Raw genomic sequence first — 21,420 nt, 5'->3', positions numbered from 1 at the left:
CGAGGATCGACAGATGTCGAATCCATGCGTTGCAGTTGCAAGGCCTGACAGTGCCTTGGCCTCGGACTCTGCTCTCGGGGAGCATCAAAGATATGGATCGATTCATAGTAGGAGACTCGGAAAGAAAAGCATCTGCGAGGAATCGGTGTCCGCTAGAACTGTGGCAGGAGTACCAGGCAGCAGCTAAAGTACTGAAGGGCCGTTAATTCTGTGGAATGAGAAAACCGGGATGTGGAAGAAAGCTGTTGACTGCTCAAAGGATTTGCTACGCAGAAACCGCAAGAGGTTCATTGGCTGACCGTCTTCCCATGAACCCTCGAATAATCTCAAGGTAAAAGTGCTTCTGTTTCATTACATATAAAAGCATCAAGAGATAGACAGAACAAAGCACGACGACGCCTGTCCCCAGTCTGGGAATTGGCGACAACCGCCATCCCCAGAAAAACTGCAATCCCAGAGCCAGTCCGGCAGCCGGGATTCCGGATAGTAAAGGTCGACTTATAGCCAGCAAGAGATCCCGCAGAGAAACGGGAGTCCCATGTGCAGACCAGCCGATCAATGGAATCACGGACAGCGTCATTACGGCAGAGTATGCCAGGGCGACGCCCTTCGGTCCCCAGTGCAGGCCTGCTGCATAGCCTAATGCGAGAAGAGGAGCAATAGTCATAGCCAGTTTCAGGCCCCTTCCGACGAGCCCGCAGGCAGAAAGCAGCCATCCAAGAGGCGCGAGAATCGCAAAGCCTAAAGTGACAGGCGCAAGGAGGCGAAAGATTGGACCTGCGCTGTTCCACTTAGCGCCAAGAAAAACGTGAATGATGTCGTTGCCAAACAGCCCGCATGTAAACGCGATAGGCACTGTCAATGAGAGCACCAGAGAATAGCCTTTAAGGAAATAACTCCTCAGGCGTTGCGGCTCATTCTGAAGCCTGGATAATGCCGCGAAGACAACGCCCCCGGCAGCGTTATTCAGGTTGTCGGTTGGAATGTTAATGAGTTGATAGGCTCGTCCGTAAAGTCCAAGTGCGGTGACGCCCCAGAATCGCCCTAATAGGATCTTGTCCAGATTCATGGCAAAATACATGATCAGGCCATTCAGTGTGAGCGTGCTGCCAAACCGCATCATGGAGCGGACGCCCATCCCCCGGCGGGGTTTTCCTGGAATCCATCTGGATATCGACCAGACACAGATTGTGAAAACCAGCGGCGTGACGGTCGTGGTGACTACGAGAGACCAGTATCCAAAGCCAGACAGTGCCATGCCGATGCCAATCGATGTGCTGATCAGCAACGAAAATGTATCGATGCAAGCCAGAGTGACGAAGCGCATTTGCCGTTCAAGCAGGGCGCAATGCTGCACAGCGGCAGAATTGAACAGAAATGCTGATGCCAGTACAGCCGTCACGGCGATGAGACGGTGCTCATGATAAAAAGCAGCAATAAATGGGCCCAGCGCCAGAGTAATGAGGCTCATCGTTGCGCCGACCAGCACGTTGATCCAGAACAGCGTTGAAGACTGCTCGGTTGAAATACTTTCGCGTTGAATGGCTGCCGCCGATAATCCGAAGTCTCTGAAGACGCTGAAAACTCCGGTTACAGCGGTCACCATGCCTACCAAGCCGAAATCTTTGGGATCTAGGAGTCTGGCCAGGATCATCAGCGAGCCGGTTCGCAGCAGCAGAGTCGTCACCTGTGAGACGATTTTTGCCAGACCGCCGCGAATCGCCCGTTGTTTCAAATCCTTCATCGCTTCCTCACACCACTCAAGCAGATACCTCCTCGAGTATTTTTATTGCAGATGCAGTCGTTTTAGAGAACGGCCTTGCGGCAGTAAAAGGCTTCAGCATAGCCGCTGGGCGCATTGCATTCCATCCCGCGCAGCCGCATGAGAGATTGAAACGTCGACTCCTCAAACCAATGCTTACTGCGCTGAGATTCGAACGAATCAATCAGATAACGAACTTTCGTCTGCCACGCTTCAGTAGACAGTGGCACAAAAAACGACGGCTGCCCAAGATCGCCATCGTATTTCGGAATTTCATATTCGAGGATGAAATGATTCCGAAAGGTATTCCATGTTAGTTCTGACAGCAAACGATGGTCCTGGTGTGCGTCCCGCCTGTTGTGCGTCAGAATAATGTCTGGCGATACCAGCTTCAGCTGCTCGAAAGTATCTTTTACCTCGGGGCCGACAAAGGGCATGAATCCATCACGGAATTCTTTCAGCAGCAGATACTTCAGCCTTGACCCGGCAAAGGATTCCGCCGCCCGCTGTGCTTCAGCCTTGCGTACTCCGATAGTGCTGAACACTACCCAATGAAATTCACACTGAGGGTATTCCTCCGCAAGGCGAAGGATCGTGCCGCCGCACCCGATTTCAATATCATCAGAGTGCGCACCCAGACAGAGGACATTCAGTGGACCATCACTCTTGCCGAGATTCAGTTTGATCATGATGAGACGCTATTCTACTCCGGCTGCATGGTTCTTATGTTGCTGATACAACCGCTGACAGAGCGCGCTCCGCAGCCAGTTCGCCGCTCTTGAAGCTTTCGTCCGTCCACATATAGCCCCAGTCTCCGTAGCGGCCGCAGTAGGCAATGCCAATCTCATCGAGATAGCCATGCACTGTCTTAAGCGCCTCGGAGCGTTCAAGATCGAAGATAATGTTGGCATACTTGAGAAACATCGCCTTGCGTTCCAGAATCACGTCATCCTCGCGTAGCAGACCGCAGCGCCGAAGATCGCGAATCACAGGCTCAATCCAGTCCTCGGGCTTACCGGTAAAAGGCTTGTATTTGTCCGAAAAGTAGACTTCCGCCTGAATGTTCCCAGTGCCCGGAGGTGCATTGCGCGCAGAGAGCATATGCGGAAATCCAAGCCGGGTAAAGCAAATGTCCTCGTCATAAAAGTAAGTCATGTGGGCCGACGATATGTCCTCACGGTTGACTCCAATATTCACGAGAATGCAGGTGGAGCATGCCAGCCTCTTCGAAGCCTCCACCACATCCTGCGGAGCGCCATTGATCATACGAATCAGGTCCGGAAGCGGTACTGAAGAAACTAGAGAGTCGTACTGTGTGACCACGCCATTCGAAAATGTGACCTCACGCGCTTGAGGATCGATCGACACCAGCTCATGATTCAGCTTTATGTTCCCTAACGGAACAAACTTGTTCAGATAGTTCCTGAATCCGCCATCGCTGGGGTAGCGGAAGTGGGTGATGTAATGAACCTGCGGCGCTGACGCCGACACCGCTCCGCGAAGCACCTCTTCCAGGCTCGGGCGATAAATGCGCGGCCCAAGCCAGTCAGTGCTCATGTTTTCCGCCGTTGTCAGGTGATACTTCCGCGTGTACTGCATGGGAAATTCCTCGGCGAATGTCTTGCCGAAACTCGCATAAAGCCAGTCCGCATAATTATGGATCGGCCGCTCCGGAGCATAGCGCTCTTCGACGAAATCACTGATGACTTTAAGAATTGTCTCTTCCGGTAGCCCATGAAGATGGAGCTGTACAGGATGCAGCGGCCAGTATCCGCGCCAGTAGTTATTCAGATTGATCTGTATTGTTTCGTACCGCTGCTCTACGCTGTCGGCAAACAGTTCCTGGATGCGGCTGTCCTTTGTGAATGAGATATGCGGCCCAACATCGAACAGGAAACCGCTCTCATACCGAAAGGACGTCGTATGTCCGCCATAGTAGGCGTTTTTGTCATACATCACAGGAGCGATGCCCTCCTGGTGCAGGCGGTAGGCAGCGCCGAACCCAGCCATTCCGGTTCCAAGAACAACAATATTTGGCGATGACATTAATGGATCTCTCCGAATTTTCTGATTTGAATTACTAACTGGCCTTGGGGGATAGTGTGAAAGTACATGAGATGCCCCGATCAGCATCCATTTTCTGCCAGAACTTCGTATCGTTTGATCTGCTCAAGGGTGAGTTGCTGAAGATCAGCTCCGCCTTGAAATGCCTGGTACCACTCGACAATCCATTCGAGCGCCTGCTTCAGAGGAAGCACAGGACGCCAGTTCAGATGCGCACTGGCCTTCGATGCATCCAGCTTGAGCGCATGCGCTTCTTCCGGATGTGCCGCTGAATCCAGACTCCACGAAGCATGGTTTCCCCAGAGCTGTTTTAGCTCATCCGCAATCCACGATACCGGCTTGGCGTCAGTATCGACGGGTCCGAAATTCCATCCGGAGACAAAACGTTCGCCATTTTCTGAGAGCCGTTCTGCAAGCATCAGGTATCCACGCAGCGGTTCAAGAACAAATTGCCAGGGCCTGAAAGCAGACGGATTTCGTATCAGGCAGGATTCATTGCTGATGAAAGCGCGTATCAGGTCAGGAATAAGCTGATGGCTCGTCCAGTCCCCGCCGCCAATCGCATTACCGGCGCGGGCACTGGCAAGAGCAACACCGTGCTCGCTAATTGATTCGGGAGGGAAGAACGACTTCTGGTAAGCAGTCGTGACAAGTTCAGCGCAGCCTTTCGAATTCGAGTAAGGATCGCGTCCCCCCATTGGCTCATTCTCGCGGTAGCTCCACACCCACTCGCGATTCTCATAGCACTTGTCGCTGGTCACGTTCACCACAGCGCACGGCCGCCCGAGTTGCCGCACAGCTTCCAGCAGATGCACTGTGCCCATCACATTGGATGAATAGTTTTCTATCGGATCTTCGTAGCCGCGACGCACAACCGATTGCGCGGCCATATGAATTACAACTTCAGGATTGCACTCGTAGATTGCGCTTCTGAGATGCGGATAATCTCGAATATCTCCCCGTATCGAGCGGATAGCACCTGCGACATGCGCCTGCTCAAAAAGATTTGGCTGGGTCGGAGGATCAAGAGCATAGCCGGTAACATCGGCTCCCAGCGCATGGAGCCAAAGCGACAGCCAGCTGCCCTTGAAACCGGTATGTCCGGTCAGAAATACGCGACGGCCTTGCCAGAACGAGTGGCTGACGTTCATCGAGCTCCTGCCATGGACAGCGTCTGCTGTGTGGATTCTACCGCCGCCGGCCAGCGCTCATTCTGTTCGCGCCAGAGCGCTCCGGCAACTCCCTCCGGAACTGCATCGACATCATCAAAGGAAATCACATCATCTTTCGCGACATCCCGACGCAGCACACAGCCTTCAGACAGGCCGATAGGCAATGCTCTTACGCTGCGCGCTGCCGCAGCGTTCTCGATCAGACCATAGGTGCAGAACCCTCCAATACCGTCAAGACGCTCGCCGGCTTTCAGGTCACGCTTGGCAACACTCACCACTTCACACACCGGACCGCCGAGAGGCGAAACCGTCGCATCGCGATGAATCACGGCGCGGCCAATCGTGGACATGATCTGAAGATGAGGCAGATGGAATGGTGTGTAGAAAACATAGAACGGGCCATCTCCCAGTTTGTAATACGCAAGCTGGGCCTTCTTGAGCTGTGAATCTTCGTGGACCACAACAAAGGCTCCTGTGTGCGGAGCTGCGCCTAGCGCATAATCTACGAGACCGGTCTCCAGCATCTCTTCTGCCGGCAGGAGATTGGCAACCTCGCGCACATAATTGCACGCCGGACCATACATGCCGCGGCGTCCAACTCGGAACCCCGTAGCATTCGCAAGCACAGTAGCTTCCATAGATAACTTGGTAGAGTCAGCAAAGGAAGTGACTTTCTTCACATCCTGATCGTTCTTCTCCGCAAATGCCTTCTGCGTTTCTGGATTGCGGTAATAGTCGACCATGCCCTTGATATTGCCCGCTGCAACAGTGCGAAGCCCCAGCGTCCGCAGATAGCGCAGCAGTGTCATGGCGACTCCGGGCTCATCTCCATCCGTATGCGTCAGGACAACCCCTGCTTCGTCAGCCTTGACCTTCAGAATTGGCCCGATCAGCGAGTCCAGTTCAGCATTCACCAGCACTACATGTTTGCCATGTTGGAATGCATCCAGCACCACTTTGGCTGCAGACTCCACCGTGCCTGTCACTTCCACTAGAACGTCGATGGCATCACAGCCTGTCAGCACCATAGAGTCATCAGTCAGCACAGGCAGGCCGCGAGCAATATTCTCCTCAGCTTCGCGGGAAGAACTGACCCGTGTCCACTGCGCAAAGCCGCCTTCGCGAAATGCTCGTTCTGCATGTTCTGGTGTGCGATTGGCGATCGCGACCAGCCGCATTCCGGGAACCGGTGTTCCCAGTTGCAGCGCAATGGCCCGGCCTGTAGCTCCAGCGCCTACTATGCCCACACGAATAGGATTTCCAGAAGCCTCCAGCTTCTCGAGGGCAGTATCAATATTCATAAGAGGTCTCCAGCGATTCGGCTCGAAGCGAGCCAGGAAGAAATGATTGATTGTTGTTTGATCTTAGTTGCCCAGTCAATCGCGAGCGTTTCCGTTCGCAACCACGGCCGTTTCCAGGTCTTTCCAGCCAGATAACGCCGGAACAGGAACAGCAGTAGGCACTCTATTGTGTATGGAATGATTACCGTTGTTTCTCCACACATGCCATGGTGCCGAACCTGTAGACCAGAGACGCTCCAGTTCCTGCCGATCCTTGAAAGTGTCCATACCGGCCCAGAAGCCATCGTGTTGATAGCCAATCAGCTGCCGCTCTTCCATCAACCTCTGGAAAGGCTCGAGCACCAGCTCTTCTCCCTCGCCGATGTAATCGAAGATCTCCTTCTTGAAGATGAAGTATCCTCCATTAATGCGGACACTGCCGTTGGTGATCGCGTGAACTCCTGAAACCAGGCTGCTGCCCGGCTCAAGCGAGACAACGTGATAGCTAAGGTTTGGCAGAACACAGAGGAAGCTGGCGATCTTATCTTGCCGCCGGAAATGTTCCAGTTGACGCGGCAATGGAATATCGGTCAGGCCGTCACTGTAATTAGCCAGAAACTCATCTTCTCCATCGAGATACTTCTCGACGGCCTTAAGACGCTGGCCAATATTGGCATTGACTCCCGTATCGACGAAAGTAATGCGCCAGTCATGGATATCGCTGTTAAACAGCTCTACCTTTGCACCGCCGCAGGAAAGCACAAAGTCATTCGACGTGCACTCGCTGTACTGCAGGAAGTACTTCTTGATTGCGTCGGCGCCATAGCCCAGGCAGAGGATGAAGTCTTTATGGCCAAAGTGCGCATAGTACTTCATCACGTGCCACAGCACGGGCCGGTATCCGATGGTCACCAGCGGCTTTGGGATGTTCTCACTATCCCGAATACGCAGGCCCATTCCACCGCAGAAAAGTACGACTTTCATAACAGATCTCCTTGAGTTACAGACAGATTCAATTTGAGGAGGAGGAGAGAAGGGAATAGGGATAAGTGTCCGATGGTACTGAGGTATTTATCTTGCCCGTATGATGGAAGCGGACTAGACCTATCTGGTTGTAGCGTCTGCTCGCAGGAGTGCTGGTTCATGTGCAGGCATCCATGCTTGTGTAGAATTCGGCGGAAAGAGAGTGTCGAATTGCTTCGTTAATTTCACGCCATACTCTGCTCGACTTGCCGCCATGCTTCTCTTGATTGTTTCTGTGTTACGAACTAAATCTGCGAACCTGTCCATTAACTGGATAGGGTCAAAAGTGAGCATATCGACACAGTATTCTGACAACCCAAGATCGCCCATAAGGTGTGTAACTTTTGGATGGTGCGCAATTGCAAGAACAGGCTTGTTTAATAAATGCGCTAGCACAACGCCATGGAATCTGCATGTAACAACGTAGTCCATTGCAGACATTTTCGACAACAGTTCGTCGACAGACTCAACCGAATCGTATTTCGGTGTTGAAATGTCGTGACGGTCTCGCAAGACCTTTCGCAGATCTTCAATTGCGGCGGGGTCGGCCTTGGTATCACTGCCGAAAAGCTTGAGAGAATAGGGTTGCTTGACGAGCAGTGACACAAACGTCGCTATCTTGCCTATCAGATCCTCTTGAATTGCAGTTGCATTCGACGGGTATTGCAGGAGATCACTAAATGGAAACGGCATGGGAGCCACGCCTACGACTGGCTGGCTGGCATCTCTGACTGACACTGTGGGTGATATTACTTCAAGGCTGTATACATTGTCCGGGAAGACATAATTGTTGCCTTTAAACCCTAGTTCTAAGGCAAGTTGTTGTGATTGCTTATCACGGAAGGATACATAGTCAGCCGCATGAAGAGCTCGGGGAACGAAGAATTTACTTATGGGATGGTTTAGAGGACCTGCCCCAACATTCAGAAAAATACACTTAACTCCAGCCTGCTTAGCCATGCGCGTCCACATAAAAAGTGCATAGGGAAAACTCCACGGGCCGCCTCGTTCGGTGAGTTGTCCCCCACCGCTGACTACTAAAAGATCAAAGGACTTCAGAGTTCGATACGAGTTAACCAGAAAAGCTAGTTCATTGAATGCTGCTCTGGGTAGACGGACTAGAGGATTTCTTGTCTTCTTAAACCTGCTTATTAGCTTGCGTTTGCCGGGCTCGCTGGAAGCTGTTGCCCCTGATTTGCGGCTCTCCCATCTGTATCTCCGAATGGGGCAGCAGGGAATTCCATGTCTCTTCATGGTGTCATCTGGATTCATGGAAAAGACGATAATTTCGGCATCATTCCATCGCTGTCGGATGTTACCTATGACAGCGTCGATGATTGCATCATCACCTAAATTTCCGCAGCCTGTGTGATGCAGCAGTGCGATTTTCTTATTTGTCTGCTTCATTCGCTCGATTGGATAACTTCAAATATGCAGTGGACAGAGAGATATAGGAAGGGGAATCTAGCCAGCGTGCAGGCTAAATCAGTGAACAAGTAACCCTGATGTCAGCCCGATGTCCGGTGAAGTACTTGCTGGTGAGATCTTATTTTGGGCTATGGATCCTGCCAGGCTCTTTAAATGCTGCTTTCTGACTTCCAATTGCGGCAAAGGAGAAATACCCACAGTATTTAGAATTGCTTCCCATCTGTAAACCCAGTCATGCCTCAGTAGGGCCTGCCGCATATTCATTTGCCGCATCGCCTGCTGCCGTTCGGGCTGTTTATCAAGTTCCTTCACGATTTTGTCAGCATTCGACGAGTTATAAGGAAGATCAATCATCGCGTCTGGCCAATCAAAAAACTTCTCGAATTCTCCGTTGTTCGGACGCTCTCCCAATAAGATGCCGCCCGAAGCAGCAGCCTCGAAATAGCGATTTCCGATTTCAATTTGTGTTCCCCTGATATCTGGTCGATCAATTAGGCCCGGATTGACAATGAAATATCGGCTTCTCTTTGAGATATTTGCAAAGAGAACTCTGTGTTCGATTGGATCAAGCACCTGATTGGCAGATGTGCTGTCATATATATAGAACGTTCCATCTTCTTCGGCCATTTTCAGGAAAGCTCGATGCGTGACTGCGGATCGGCGGCCGATACTGTAAATATCGCCGGCTCTCTGAGGCGGGTTCGGATAAGGGCAGAAGCGGATTGTGTCCACTCCAGGCGGTAGAAAGACACATTTGTTTTGCCCTAGTAGATCATTAATAGGCTTAACGCTCTGGCTATAATAAAGGACAACAAGGTCAAATTGCTCAAGCATCCGCAAGTAGTTGCGATAGCTGTTTATTTCCTTGATCCATACTTCGTCGATGAGGCAAATAGCCTTCTTGCAGTTGTTTCTCCAGTCTCCTGCCGCATTGATTCTGAGCAAATCCGATGGGTTCCCGCAAATTGCCAGAAAAAGATCATATCCCGTATTCATCGATGTTTGTTCAATCCCGGGATTCAGAATAAACGGAGTGTGGTAGGCAAGCTGCTTGGCAAGCGTATGACGTCGCGTCGAGGGATCAATTGTCGGCGACAGCATCTCTACCGTGTCTATTTGCGCAATTACATCTTCAAATTCAAAATGAGGACACCGAAACGGAAGTATCTTAGATAAATTTCGCTGCGAGAAGATAAGTGTGCGTGGATGCATAGATTGTATTTCCATATCGTGATTCACGGCTGTCATCGAATGCTTTATGAGCTGTTGATAAGCTTTTCGCGCGAGATGTTTATTCCTGTTATCGCTGCGTTAGCGGCCAGTTGCGATCCTGTTCAGAAATTGCGGCAACCTCCGAAGGCCACTGAATATCAAATGCAGGATCATCAAAACGGACGCCACGAGCCGAGCCCGGAGTGTAAAACTGCGAAGTCATATAGTGCATTTCAGTCTGGTCTTCGAGAGTCTGGTATCCATGGCCGCATCCTTCCGGCACATATAACATGCGGCCATTTTCTGCAGTTAGGGCAGTTCCGAACCATTGGCCATACGTTGACGAGTCAGCGCGAAGATCCAGGGCCACGTCAAACATGGCTCCTCTGGTGCAGCGCACCAGCTTAGCCTCTGTTGCTGGTTCGACCTGAAAGTGCATGCCGCGAACCGTGCCTTTGTATTTGCTGAATCCCATATTTGCCTGAACGGGAGCAAAATGAATTCCACGCTCTGCAAATTCCCGGAGACACCATGCGCGAAAGAAGCGCCCACGATCGTCTTCGCGGAAATCCGGCTCTGTGACCCATACGCCCGCAATAGCGGTTTCGGTAAACCGCATGCTTTTAGCTATCTCCTTGAGCATTCTGCAAGGCAAGCTCCATGTGTTCAGATGTTGTCTCGCCGACCTCGAAAACTGAAGCATAGCGAATTTTCCAGTCCGCCCGACGGTCGTCAAGTGGCTCCAGGCCCCAGTATTCGAGAGGCCAGCCGCGGCGGATGGAATCGTCGCCGTCGTGAATCTCTCTCAACAAATCCGGCACAGGTTGCCAGCCCATTTCAAGCGCGATCTTAGTCCGCACGTCCAGGTCAATGCCTGACACGAAGAGATGACCTCTAGGTTTAACCATCTTTGCAATATTGCGCAGACATATCGATGCAGCATCAGATTCCATATGGCAGAGGAAACGGTTTGCCACCACGATATCCTGAAGGCCCATCTCCTCTCTGAGACTGGAACTACCGGCATCTCCGCATATCCAGGTGATCCCTTGTCTGAGGTAAGACCGAATGCTCGCCTGATTCTCATTTACCTCGAACATGGCATCAATTTCGTCCTTGGACATGCGCTCGAACATCCATGCATTCTGGTCTCTCGATGTATTCCATCCAATAGCATTCCTGCCCCCGGAAATATGATCGCGCTGCGCGATAACTGCTTTGGGACTTTCAAATGCGTACACTCCCTGCGATGCAAAATCAACGATCTCCTGGGAAATATCCACTGCATATATATTGAGTTGCAGGTCGGGGCGCGCTGAGCGAATCGCCCAGACGATTGAGTAGACCTCAGCGCCCTTACTGCATGCCATGACAGCGAGATCAACGCGAGCGCCATACGGCTTGCGATCGAGTAGTCGTTGCACAAGCTGGAGCTCAGGCCGATTGCGCAGAAAAAACGTCGCAAAATATTGCTTGCGGTCAGCAGAGAGGCGAACCATGCGATCCAGATGCCGGGCATATGCCTGGCCAAAAGACTGGCGACGCAAAGCGGGTGGTAGATACTTCCAGGCCCGCCTTGCTAGGGAAGCATAAACGCCGAGACTCTTTCGCCGCATCTCTGAATCGGCAGCGGACGTGATAGGACTTATTTTTGTCATACTGTTTCCAGCAATGAATAACCCAAGCAATGAGAAAGACTTGGTTGAGTTTGCTCCTACAAGCGGTTTTGCTTCGTATTTCCTGCTAGCAGGCACGAGGTTCCTCTATAGGAAGAACAATGGGAGTATCTATCTGGTGTTCTTTTCGCCGTAAAAGATCGATCAGTTTTCCGATAATACTTCGACCTGACCATGGATGGAGTAGTTCTTGAATAAGTTCAGGATGCTCCCTGGGAATATCGTGATGGATGCGACCATCTAATGCCGCATGATCAAGATAGTCAGCAGTTTCTGCAGCCTGGGGAAAATATGCAATCATGTTTTTCTCTATTGCAGGCTGATTGCTGAGAAGCCGTTCGCCCGTAAGCTGTGCCCGAAGTGCCACCATCAGATTGCGCCCGTTTCCAAGAGGCAGGGGGCAAGGCGGAGTACAGCGAGGGTTCATCTCAATAAGGTAAGTAACCCCCGTATCCTTTTCGATCATAAAATCCAGCCCGAAAAATCCGGAAATTCCAAGGCGCCGGGCGATTTTCTCAGCTGCGGATATCATTTCGGTGCCGGGCACAATCTGTACTACAGTTGCCGGACCTGTCGCTCCGCGCGTTTTGATTACCTCGACGGCAATCCCTGCCAATACCTTCCCCTGCCAGCAGACAACCGCGCAGTTTGCCGGGCGGCCATTGATCATGGATTGGGCAATCACCGATCTGCGCGAATGCTTCCAGTCAAACCACGACCTGCCCCGGTCGCGGTCGAGCAACAGTCTCTTGGCTAGTTCGACCACACTGGCGCGATTCGTAAATTCAAGAAAGAAATGTTCAGCCTCGCTAATATCCTTTGCGATTTTTACCCCGCTGCCTCCCCATGTGCCGTCTGCCTTGATCACCCAGGGCGGTGCAAGCTTGCTGCTCCAGAGATGTAAGTCAGTGCCGCTCTCAATTGCAACCATCTCCGGTACTGGAATGCCTTCCGATTGAGCCATTTTAAGAAGTTCATAGCGGCTGGAAACTATCGGGAAGCCGTCGGGCGAGCCCAATGAACGCTCAATCAAAGTTGCAATTTTGCTCCCTGCCGTGCCTTGCGATAAAGAGATCGAGTGCAATTTATGCAGATGCTCGACACCACGATCGCAGGAAGGAACAATCAGATCAGGATCAAATGACTCAATCGCCGTTCTCAGAGAGTCTGCAGGTTTGAACCCGTTATAGTGAAACACGCGTTCAACACTAACCTTCTGAACAGGGTGGCCAGGTGTAGGGCAGAGCACTGCTACCTTGCAGCCCATGTTGCAGAAGGAGATCGCCAGACGCGGAACAACAGGCCAGCGATTCGTATCTGTCAAAAGAACCCTGAGACCACCCGAAGTAGGCTTTTTCAATTCGGATTTTGGTTTGCTCATTTATTTACAGGAAATTCGGTAATGTCCTCCCTATATCTGTTCGAATACCTGCAGATTATCGGGTCTGCCATAAAGCACCGATGATCTATGAGCCGACTTTGCAAGATGCCTGGAAAGGCGTCGCGCAGTAAATCGTGTTCCATATGCAAATCGCATAACGGGGCCGAATGTATTTGCAGCAGTTACACCGACAAAATAGAGACCAGGGACAGAAGATTCAAAATTTGTAGATAGGCGTGGCGATTTGCCTGTAAGACGGATTTTGCCGCGCAGTTCATCGTCAAGCAAGGCTAAACGCTGCAGATCGATGCGATACCCTGTTGCGGCGATGACGTGATCACATGTGAGCATCCAGGTTCGTTCACCATTAGTCAACTGCAGGCTAACCATGCCATCGTGAACTGCAGCGCTAATGATCTTCGTACCGACGTGGAGAGGGACTTGTCCAACAACCTCATCTCGAATAAACCATCCAGGAGCTGGACCGAGAGTTTTACGAACTCTGTTAAGTCTCAGCCTTTCCGGCAGCCAGCGGAAGACCTGAGGGGCAGTCACATAAAAGTAGAAATCCATTCCCAGTCCAATGCCGGTCATTGGTTTAAGAATCCGTTCCGGCAGTGAACGAAGTTCAGGCGGATTATGGAAACGGATCGCAGGGCTACGTGCAATCACTTGAGCAGCGGCGCCGGCCTGGTGCAGCAAAGCCGCCAGATCCAGAGCTGACGCACCTGCTCCAACTACTGCGACTTTGCGGTCTTTAAAACCCTGGAGATCGCTGTGTGCAGAACTGTGACTGATGAAATCGCTGGGGATTGACGACAAGACCTCGGGGATTTGTGCAAATTGCGTTATGCCTACCGCAAGGACTACCTTGCGTGCAAACAAATGTTCGCCATCATCCAGTCGCAATTCAAAACCTACTGGAGACTGCAGCAGCGACACTACTATCTTGCTCTCGAGGTTAGGCACGAATTTCTTCTGAAACGCCAATCCATAAGCCACAAATGTTTCCAGCGGAACGGGAAGCTCCGTGTCCTGGTATGGCAACCCTTTCTCCGTGCAATAGTGAGCAAGTGTGAATTGAGACTGCGGATCAGCCAGAGAGGAGGCAAAGCCCTCCGATTTTAGCCGCATTCCCTTGGGCATCTGGTTGGCCCAGGCACTCATCGGGTTTCCAAAAATACGAAATGAGATGCCGAGCTCGGCAAGATACGCAGCAATCGACAGCCCGTAGGGTCCGGCTCCGATAATTGCCACGTCGGTTGCAGTTCTAAGTGTTGGTTGTGTCATTGCCATATAGCCGGCAGGAATAGATATCCTTGCCTCCTGTCAAAGAGTCGTTCTAGTTAATTTGTGTGTTCGGGAGATATCGGTAGAGATAAGAAATAGAGCTCTATGCGATTCAGGGGATATCCGGAGTGCTTTATCAAGCGAGAACTCTAAAGCACTCCGTTCGTAAAAGGGAAGTGACAATCTAGTGTGGCGTTGCTGTCAGACTAGTAGGAGCTGCGGGAACTGGAAGGCTGCCGCCGCACGATGTGTCTCCTTCGTACCGTGCTTTTGCCGGCATTTGATTCGTGATTGGAGTGATATCCGGTCCGATGCCTGGCCAGGTGCAGGATCCGAAAAAGGCTGGTTTGGAAGTGTAGTACATCGAGGCCTTTAGCGTGTGATTCGAGCCGCCTTCCCAGTAAGCCACTCCATTCGTCTTGTAGTCATAGTTGCCGTGGTTGAGAGAAGTTGTATCCGCACTTGGAATGCTTCCACTTGCGCCGCCAAAACTGTATACGATCGGCTTGGAAGGACTTGCATACTCATCAAACCCCCTCAATGTCGCATTAGCCCAGGTGGTGTGCTTGTCGGTAATTCCAAGCACATTCCCGACGAATGAGTAATAGGTTTGCATGGGATAGAGATCAATGGCGTCAAAACCATTGCTAGGCGGAAAACTGGGTACCCCTGTTCCAGTTTCATCCCCCCATAGCCAGTTTCTAAAAAATACAAAGTGGGAAGAAGATCCCCAAAAGTCATCCGCAGCCACATGAGAAGCTATATTCCCTTCCCATAAGTTCATATATGGGTGGGCACCATGAGAGATTCTTGCGGAACCAAGATAAGTTAGGTCATCAGTATAGTCGTCATCAATGTAGTTATAGAGAATGGCTGTTCCAGAGCCACCTCCCTGGTAAACAACACTGTGACGATTGTGCCGCATGACATTGTTCTCAACTTTATGGTCGCTGTTGACGAACTGAAAATAGACGCCATAATTGGCTCCGCTGGCGGATGACCTTCCGTCGTGCACATAGTTGTCCCGGATCTCGTTTCCATAGCTGTAATCGAGTTCGATATGCGCAGAGCCACTGTTGCTTCCCGTATTGTATGTCTCCACTCCTTTTACCCAGCAATAGAGGCAACCGGAGAGCAGGATAATCTGGTTTGGCCCGATATCGCCCGTCACATTCACTCGAAAATTCTCAAATCCCGCCTTTTGCGTGCTGAACGTATATTTACGATACTCAGGGTTTGCGTAGAGAGTGTAGTAAAGCGGCCGCGTGAGTGTGGCAGTCGAACCGGAAACAGAAGCAACTTGTACGATCTGCTGCATCACATCATAACCAGTGTTATCGCCGCACCATCTGCAGTTTCCATCCTCTCCGTTAACGGAGACAAGAGTTGGATCATTATCAGCAAACACTGCAATCCACTGGCCTGCGCTGAGCGATCCCGAGGCAAAGGTGATTGTGGTATCTCCTTTCTTCGGAGCGCCGCTGAGGGCATATCCCGGACTCTTTACCCCATATGTGGTCGACGGAGATAGGTTGTTGCTTGAAGCCGAAAAACTCTGTGTCGTCAGGGTGCCATTGGCGCCAAGAAGAAAGGTAGTAGCCGTGGTGTCCGCAGCCGGCAGGAATGGCTGGCCCGAGGGCTTGGCACCGCGCAGAACAACATTACTCTTCAAGCGAATTGAACTGTTAATAAGATATGTCCCTGCCGGAACGTATACTGCGGTACCGCTGCTTGCTGCGTTGATGCAGCTCTGAATTGCAGGCCCATCATCAGTGGTTCCATTTCCTTTAAGTCCGCTGCAGGTGACTGAAGTGTAGGTAGGTAGAGTTCCGTTATTCCACAAGTCAGATCCGGTTTTCCAGGGGATCTGACGACAGCTTCCCGGGCAGCCACTGTTGTTATTCGGAAGGTCATATGCGGTCTGTGCTGCAAGGGATCCGACCAAAAACATACTTACGAGCGCCGCGAATGCGAACGCAGGGGGGGAGTTTCTCTTAAACATGAATGTCGCACCTCTCTAGGATCAGTTGCTATCCAGCCTGGTCACAAAGAGGTTCAACAAAGATTTCGGGAACTCTCCTCATCACAACAACATGCTGAATTTGTTGTAATGGCCCACTGCTCATCGTGCCGAGATGATCAACGTTGCTGTTATCTATATCAAAAGATGAGCATCTTTGCATAGGCTGATCGATAAGGCGGCGTTAAAATTCATCATGCTCGTAAAATTACCGAGCAAAATCTGAATCGCAGCGCTTATTTTTCCAAATTAATAAGGGTTTGATGTACAAGGGGATGGAACGGCAAGAGCAAACAACTACTTGCTAATCCACCCTGATTCATTTTATTTACTGCACAATGCCTCTGCCGCGAGCCTCATGCGCATAGTTGAATCGGAATCTGAAGCACGTAGCGCGCGTGAACTGTCGTGCCAGGATCCGCTCTGCAGACGCTGCTGTTTTCTCCATACTGACGCGCTGGATATTTCTTGGGTGATGATGCCTGATGAGGCCTGAAGTCCCGAACGAAACATCCAGTACTGGCTCAAAGAAAGCGGCGGTAAAGAATTCGTCCTGGACTCCGTTATCGTTGTGGGGAAATGCGAATGCTTTCGGGCTTATACCGAATTGCGCTTCCAGAGTGTCTATACTCGTGCGCGTCTGTGCAAGCTGTTGAGACAGCGAAAGATTTGCATATAGCGAATGATCATGGCCATGTGCGCCCACAGTGAATCCTCGGCTGAGCAGTGTCTCAATCTGCTTCGAGGTGAGGATCGGCTGGGCATCTTTGACATATTGCTCTAGATCAAAGCCCATAACTTCAGCGAGGGAACGCACAAGCGATCCATGCTTATACCCGATCGACAGCATCCGGCCCTGCAGCGTGCTGCCGCCGTTTTTCGGCGCGGGCAAAATGGATTCAAAGCGTGCCCTTGCAGTGTCGGAAAGGTGTTGGGTCCGGTCCATCAGCACACTGATCGCGTTGTAGTGAGCAAGTCCGCCGCCGTCCAGAAATGCCGTATTGAGGAAGAACGTAGCAGGAATGCCGGCGCGATGCAGAATGGGTGCAACAATGTCGTGCATCTCTCTGAAGCCATCATCGAACGTTAAATGAAAGCACGAGCGAGGAAGTGAGCGCTTCCCGTTCAACGCGTCAACGATATCGCTGAGCGTTACGGGTTCGAAATGACGGGCAAAAAATTCTACATCCGCTATGAACTCTGCGATGCTTCGGAAGCGATATAAATTGCTTACGTGCGGAACATGCTGATCGCTCACCATGTGGTAAAACGGGACGACGAGTGATACCCCGGAGAGCGGACGCACCCAATCCATTGGTATTCGCGATGCTGCTTTCGACAGTAAAGATGACGACATGGTCTAGAGGCTGGAACGCTCGTTCAGTGGCAACCGGTGGATCAGGTGAGCAAGACCTTTGAACATCGTGGCCTGTCCCCAGTGCAGCATAGGCGTGCGGGCCGTTATCCCAAGAGGATACTTGCGGTAGTAGAAGAAGCCGGCAGGGTCCTGCATGTTGCGAATCGTCCAGTCCGCCACCTTGAGAGCGAGAGACAGTGATTCAGGATCTTCCGCAGAGAAATAAGCAAGCGTATCAATCGCTTGAGACGCACACTGAATATCAATCGGGTATGCACGGCTGTGGTAGTACTTCGGGCGTCCGGACTCCTCAAAGAAGTGATCCTTAAAGAAGCGAAGGCCTTTTTTTAGATGACCGGAGAATTCCGTATCGGACGTGCATTCGATATAGCACTTCAGACTGTCCAGGTTATACCCGGTATGAAAATTGTCAATCCAATGATGCCCATCATATTCTGCATACCACCATGCACCGTTGGAAAGCATGCGCGAGCAGCTGTATACCATTGCGCTGCGGGCTACATCTATATAGTCCGGCCGATTCGTATGTTGCGCGGCACGGGCGAGCGCCGCGGCGCCCAGCATATTCGCGTTATGGATCGATTCCTGTGCGTGGGCAAAGTAGCTGAGGCAGGTCCCTTGATCGGTCCGCTCGCGCGGCAGTGACATGATCCAGTCGCACGCGCTCAATGCTAAATCCAGAAACCACTGGTCCTGTGACTGCTCGAAAGCCTCAAGATATGCCTGAGCAATCATGCTCGTCCAGACAATGATGCTGTCATCTTTGTGGTAGGCCCCGCCTCGGCTTGAGAAATCAAAGAAGTTCGCCCAGCTGTGTTTTTCGAATTTCGGAGATTTGTGAACATCGAGCCAGTACAAGCATTCCGTTGCTTTCGTCCAGTAATCTGTATTGCCGGTAGTGCGATGCAGCAGAAGATAGCCCCAGGCCATCATTCCTCTGCCCTTGGTGGAATCAAGGGGTTTGATTCCAACCAGTGGCCTGATATTGATTGGCGATTGTCGAACAGCCTGTTGCAGAATGCGTTCGGCAAGCAGGTTTCTAAATGTAAGGACTCTGAGCGGGCTTGACAGGCCATCAAACGGCTCGTATCCACGGTATCCATGTGCTTCAACCCAGTTCTGCACAGCGGTGGCGCTTTTCAGCAAAGGCGCCGCCAGCGATTTGTATGTTACTGCCTGGGCCGGGTTCGGAGCTGCAAGTGTTTCCATAGGTGTCCTCTTGGTTGTCGTCTGAGAAGTGCTTGCAATAAATGGAGAAAATGATTAGTGGGATAGATGTTGAACGCAGGAGAGAAATCCACCGAACATTCCCTCGATGGAGGCATTCGCAAGAACGTCCCGGCGCGCATTCGCAGACATGCGCCAGCGCTCCTGATCGTTATCAAGCAAAAATAACAATCGATCACGGAGCGCGCACCGATCGTCTTCAGGCACCATGAAACCGTTCTCCCCCTCGCGCAGATATTCGATCTCGGGAGGCTGATTTCCATGCTCAGTTACCATCGGCAAGCCCCAGAAAAAAGCCTGATTAAGGCCGAGGCCAACGTGGCCGGGAATCGAACAGACATCGGCCATTTTGAAGATCCGGCTGATTTCACGGTTCTCAGCGTCATGAACCTCGCCGAGATAACGCGTGTTTGCGGGATTCATGCGCACGCGGAGCTCATCGCTCAGCCCCGACCCGACGATGACAAGGCCAATGTCAGATCGGTCGAGTTCACGAAACATGTCGATCAGATGATCGACCTTCTTCCGGTTCCGTTCCTCTCCGATGCGGCCAACAAACAGCACCACTTTTTGAAATGGAATGCCGAGATCCCGCTTGATTTCATCCTTCGACTCACGTACCTGAGGGAAATCCTCAAAATTGATCGTGTTATTCGCAATGAACACCTTATCGTGATGTTGCTTGGGAATGAAACGGATCAATGATGCCGTGTAAAGAATGAGACCGTCGCTGATGACATGCAGATAGTCAAAAAACATATTGCGCAAACGGTTGTCGGGATCGTCCAGGTTCCGCGTCTTAGTCCAGAGCGCCACAGGTATGCCAGAGAGTTTCAGCCAGTGAATCAGAGGCCATAAGATGCGGTCCTTCAAATGCAGAAACAGGATCACCACATCAGGCTTGAAACGCTGAATCTCGGCTCGATAGGCAAAAAAATCAAATGGCTCTTCAATGAGCTCAAACTCGCGCCGGTTTTGATTCTGCTGCTGCAGCTCGTTCGATAGGACAGCAAAGTCCCACCCATGCTCGCGAAATCTGCGCCAGAAATAGTTGTAGACCGAAACGCGGTAATGCATAAGCCTGTTGGAAACCAGCAGAACGCGCTTCGTCGGCGACGCCAGGGCGTCATCCACAGAGATTGGTGTGAGTATTTCGCTACCAGCAGATACCATGATATCGGCCATTCATTGCTTCGGTATTTTCGATAATCCGAACGAGATCAACAACAATCTGATCCGGTCGACCCACCCGCGTGAGAGTCTCGAGAAATTCCTCACTCGCATTGCTGACTACAACTACGTCGGAGTCACGCACAAGCTCCTCCGCTGACGCTCGCATCAATGACGAGATGTGAGGAATCTCTTTTTGGATATATTCCTTATTAGCGCCGACGAGACGGGCGATCGAGACAAATTCGTCATAGATGTTTACGCGGAACCCTTTCCCGATCATGGTTTCGATAACTTCCAGAATCGGGCTTTCGCGCAGATCGTCGGTTCCGTGTTTGAAGCTCAATCCAAGAAATCCCAGTGATTTTCCTTTGTACTTCTGCAGCAGTGTTGTCACCCGCTCGACTTGCTTTCTGTTGCTTACCAGAATCGCATCAAGCAGAGGAGTCGAAACATCCAGCGTGCGTGCGTGGTAGGTGAGCGCTCGCAAATCTTTCGGTAAGCACGAGCCGCCAAATGCAAAACCCGGCTTGAGGTAATAAGGCGACAGGTTAAGCTTCTTATCCATGCAGAAGATTTTCATCACTTCATGGCTGTCGCAATCGGCGGCTTTGCAGATATTGCCAATCTCATTCGCAAAGGTCACCTTGAGAGCATGAAACGCATTGTCTGAATATTTCAGAGTCTCTGCCACACGAATACTGGTACGAATCAAGGGGGCGTCAATCTCACTGAATAATGCGGCAACCGTGGTCCCTGCGCGGCAATCCAGTTCTCCAACCACGGTTCGAGGTGGGCAAAAAAAATCTTTTACAGACGAGCCTTCGCGCAGGAATTCAGGCACCATGCATACGCCGAAATCACGCCCTGCGGTTTTCCCTGAACACGCCTCAAGGGTAGGAATGACAAGCTTCTCGACGGTTCCGGGCAGGACCGTGCTGCGTACGGCAACGACGAAGTATCCATTCTTGGTCGCTAGAGCCGTACCAATCTGCTCGCTGACACGTTGCACCAGGTCAGTGCTCAAGCTCCCGTTCGGGCTGCTCGGAGTGCCGACGCAGACCAGGGCGATATCGCTGCCTGCAATTGCCTCTTGCCAGTTCTCAGTAGCCCTTAAGCTGCCGTTCTCAGTAACGCTCGCGAGCAAGTCCGTCAGCCCGACTTCAATCACCGGCGGCAGGCCCTGATTGATCAGCGCAACTTTGGCGGGGTTCGCATCAACACCTATGACCTCGTGTCCCATCTGGGCGAGGCACGCCCCAGACACCCCCCCTACATATCCAAGGCCGAATACTGAAACTCTCATCACTGATTCCTTATTGCTTGCGAGCTCAAGC

At 51.5% G+C, this 21,420-nt stretch carries 17 protein-coding genes; all 17 read right to left on the bottom strand.

Annotation, left to right across the window (positions count from 1 at the left end):
* Nucleotides 1–265: 265 nt before the first annotated feature.
* Nucleotides 266–1,744, bottom strand: coding sequence for a lipopolysaccharide biosynthesis protein (locus AC5S16_RS15205; protein ID WP_493930931.1), 1,479 nt, complete (start codon nt 1,742–1,744; stop codon nt 266–268).
* A 62-nt stretch (nt 1,745–1,806) separates the two neighbouring features.
* On the bottom strand, nt 1,807–2,451 hold the full coding sequence (locus AC5S16_RS15200) for a PIG-L deacetylase family protein (RefSeq protein ID WP_493930930.1): 645 nt from the start codon (nt 2,449–2,451) through the stop codon (nt 1,807–1,809).
* Between the two features lie 34 nt (nt 2,452–2,485).
* Nucleotides 2,486–3,808, bottom strand: a complete 1,323-nt coding sequence (locus AC5S16_RS15195) for a protoporphyrinogen/coproporphyrinogen oxidase (RefSeq protein WP_493930929.1) — start codon at nt 3,806–3,808, stop codon at nt 2,486–2,488.
* Between the two features lie 80 nt (nt 3,809–3,888).
* On the bottom strand, nt 3,889–4,977 hold the full coding sequence (gene rfbG, locus AC5S16_RS15190; RefSeq protein WP_493930928.1) for a CDP-glucose 4,6-dehydratase: 1,089 nt from the start codon (nt 4,975–4,977) through the stop codon (nt 3,889–3,891).
* Nucleotides 4,974–6,299, bottom strand: coding sequence for an NAD(P)H-dependent oxidoreductase (locus AC5S16_RS15185; RefSeq protein ID WP_493930927.1), 1,326 nt, complete (start codon nt 6,297–6,299; stop codon nt 4,974–4,976). Before AC5S16_RS15185 ends, rfbG begins: the two co-directional genes overlap by 4 nt.
* Before the next feature lie 75 nt (nt 6,300–6,374).
* Nucleotides 6,375–7,262, bottom strand: a complete 888-nt coding sequence (locus AC5S16_RS15180; protein WP_493930926.1) for a glycosyltransferase family protein — start codon at nt 7,260–7,262, stop codon at nt 6,375–6,377.
* 120 nt (nt 7,263–7,382) lie between these two features.
* On the bottom strand, nt 7,383–8,708 hold the full coding sequence (locus tag AC5S16_RS15175; protein WP_493930925.1) for a polysaccharide pyruvyl transferase family protein: 1,326 nt from the start codon (nt 8,706–8,708) through the stop codon (nt 7,383–7,385).
* Between the two features lie 78 nt (nt 8,709–8,786).
* The gene (locus tag AC5S16_RS15170) at nt 8,787–9,941 is read right to left on the bottom strand and encodes a glycosyltransferase family protein (RefSeq protein WP_493930924.1); all 1,155 of its coding nucleotides are present in this window, start codon (nt 9,939–9,941) and stop codon (nt 8,787–8,789) included.
* An 88-nt stretch (nt 9,942–10,029) separates the two neighbouring features.
* Complete coding sequence (rfbC, locus tag AC5S16_RS15165) at nt 10,030–10,560, bottom strand: dTDP-4-dehydrorhamnose 3,5-epimerase (RefSeq protein WP_493930923.1); 531 nt, start codon at nt 10,558–10,560, stop codon at nt 10,030–10,032.
* Between the two features lie 4 nt (nt 10,561–10,564).
* Complete coding sequence (locus AC5S16_RS15160) at nt 10,565–11,599, bottom strand: CheR family methyltransferase (RefSeq protein ID WP_493930922.1); 1,035 nt, start codon at nt 11,597–11,599, stop codon at nt 10,565–10,567.
* Nucleotides 11,600–11,684: 85 nt separating this feature from the next.
* A complete protein-coding gene (locus AC5S16_RS15155; protein ID WP_493930921.1) occupies nt 11,685–12,998 on the bottom strand; it encodes an ATP-grasp domain-containing protein in 1,314 nt (437 codons plus the stop codon).
* A 30-nt stretch (nt 12,999–13,028) separates the two neighbouring features.
* Entirely contained in the window at nt 13,029–14,294 is a 1,266-nt protein-coding gene (locus tag AC5S16_RS15150; RefSeq protein WP_493930920.1) for an NAD(P)-binding domain-containing protein, read from the bottom strand.
* Nucleotides 14,295–14,472: 178 nt separating this feature from the next.
* Nucleotides 14,473–16,239: a glycosyl hydrolase family 28-related protein gene (locus tag AC5S16_RS15145; RefSeq protein WP_493930919.1), complete on the bottom strand. Its 1,767-nt coding sequence runs from the start codon at nt 16,237–16,239 to the stop codon at nt 14,473–14,475.
* A 397-nt stretch (nt 16,240–16,636) separates the two neighbouring features.
* Nucleotides 16,637–17,623: a polysaccharide deacetylase family protein gene (locus tag AC5S16_RS15140; protein ID WP_493930918.1), complete on the bottom strand. Its 987-nt coding sequence runs from the start codon at nt 17,621–17,623 to the stop codon at nt 16,637–16,639.
* A 45-nt stretch (nt 17,624–17,668) separates the two neighbouring features.
* Complete coding sequence (locus AC5S16_RS15135; RefSeq protein WP_493930917.1) at nt 17,669–18,895, bottom strand: hypothetical protein; 1,227 nt, start codon at nt 18,893–18,895, stop codon at nt 17,669–17,671.
* Nucleotides 18,896–18,949: 54 nt separating this feature from the next.
* Complete coding sequence (locus AC5S16_RS15130; RefSeq protein ID WP_493930916.1) at nt 18,950–20,086, bottom strand: glycosyltransferase family 4 protein; 1,137 nt, start codon at nt 20,084–20,086, stop codon at nt 18,950–18,952.
* Complete coding sequence (locus AC5S16_RS15125; protein WP_493930915.1) at nt 20,070–21,389, bottom strand: nucleotide sugar dehydrogenase; 1,320 nt, start codon at nt 21,387–21,389, stop codon at nt 20,070–20,072. Before AC5S16_RS15125 ends, AC5S16_RS15130 begins: the two co-directional genes overlap by 17 nt.
* Between the last annotated feature and the right edge of the window lie 31 nt (nt 21,390–21,420).

This window comes from Acidobacterium sp. FHG110202_01, from assembly GCF_059115305.1.
This window is presented reverse-complemented; position numbering and strand designations above follow the sequence as displayed.

Excerpts from the sequence above, each read along its gene's own strand:
- AC5S16_RS15205 (WP_493930931.1), bottom strand. The coding sequence starts at position 1,744 with ATGAAGGATTTGAAACAACGGGCGATTCGCGGCGGTCTGGCAAAAATC.
- AC5S16_RS15200 (WP_493930930.1), bottom strand. The coding sequence starts at position 2,451 with ATGATCAAACTGAATCTCGGCAAGAGTGATGGTCCACTGAATGTCCTC.
- AC5S16_RS15195 (WP_493930929.1), bottom strand. The coding sequence starts at position 3,808 with ATGTCATCGCCAAATATTGTTGTTCTTGGAACCGGAATGGCTGGGTTC.
- rfbG (WP_493930928.1), bottom strand. The coding sequence starts at position 4,977 with ATGAACGTCAGCCACTCGTTCTGGCAAGGCCGTCGCGTATTTCTGACC.
- AC5S16_RS15185 (WP_493930927.1), bottom strand. The coding sequence starts at position 6,299 with ATGAATATTGATACTGCCCTCGAGAAGCTGGAGGCTTCTGGAAATCCT.
- AC5S16_RS15180 (WP_493930926.1), bottom strand. The coding sequence starts at position 7,262 with ATGAAAGTCGTACTTTTCTGCGGTGGAATGGGCCTGCGTATTCGGGAT.
- AC5S16_RS15175 (WP_493930925.1), bottom strand. The coding sequence starts at position 8,708 with ATGAAGCAGACAAATAAGAAAATCGCACTGCTGCATCACACAGGCTGC.
- AC5S16_RS15170 (WP_493930924.1), bottom strand. The coding sequence starts at position 9,941 with ATGCATCCACGCACACTTATCTTCTCGCAGCGAAATTTATCTAAGATA.
- rfbC (WP_493930923.1), bottom strand. The coding sequence starts at position 10,560 with ATGCGGTTTACCGAAACCGCTATTGCGGGCGTATGGGTCACAGAGCCG.
- AC5S16_RS15160 (WP_493930922.1), bottom strand. The coding sequence starts at position 11,599 with ATGACAAAAATAAGTCCTATCACGTCCGCTGCCGATTCAGAGATGCGG.
- AC5S16_RS15155 (WP_493930921.1), bottom strand. The coding sequence starts at position 12,998 with ATGAGCAAACCAAAATCCGAATTGAAAAAGCCTACTTCGGGTGGTCTC.
- AC5S16_RS15150 (WP_493930920.1), bottom strand. The coding sequence starts at position 14,294 with ATGGCAATGACACAACCAACACTTAGAACTGCAACCGACGTGGCAATT.
- AC5S16_RS15145 (WP_493930919.1), bottom strand. The coding sequence starts at position 16,239 with ATGTTTTTGGTCGGATCCCTTGCAGCACAGACCGCATATGACCTTCCG.
- AC5S16_RS15140 (WP_493930918.1), bottom strand. The coding sequence starts at position 17,623 with ATGGATTGGGTGCGTCCGCTCTCCGGGGTATCACTCGTCGTCCCGTTT.
- AC5S16_RS15135 (WP_493930917.1), bottom strand. The coding sequence starts at position 18,895 with ATGGAAACACTTGCAGCTCCGAACCCGGCCCAGGCAGTAACATACAAA.
- AC5S16_RS15130 (WP_493930916.1), bottom strand. The coding sequence starts at position 20,086 with ATGGTATCTGCTGGTAGCGAAATACTCACACCAATCTCTGTGGATGAC.
- AC5S16_RS15125 (WP_493930915.1), bottom strand. The coding sequence starts at position 21,389 with ATGAGAGTTTCAGTATTCGGCCTTGGATATGTAGGGGGGGTGTCTGGG.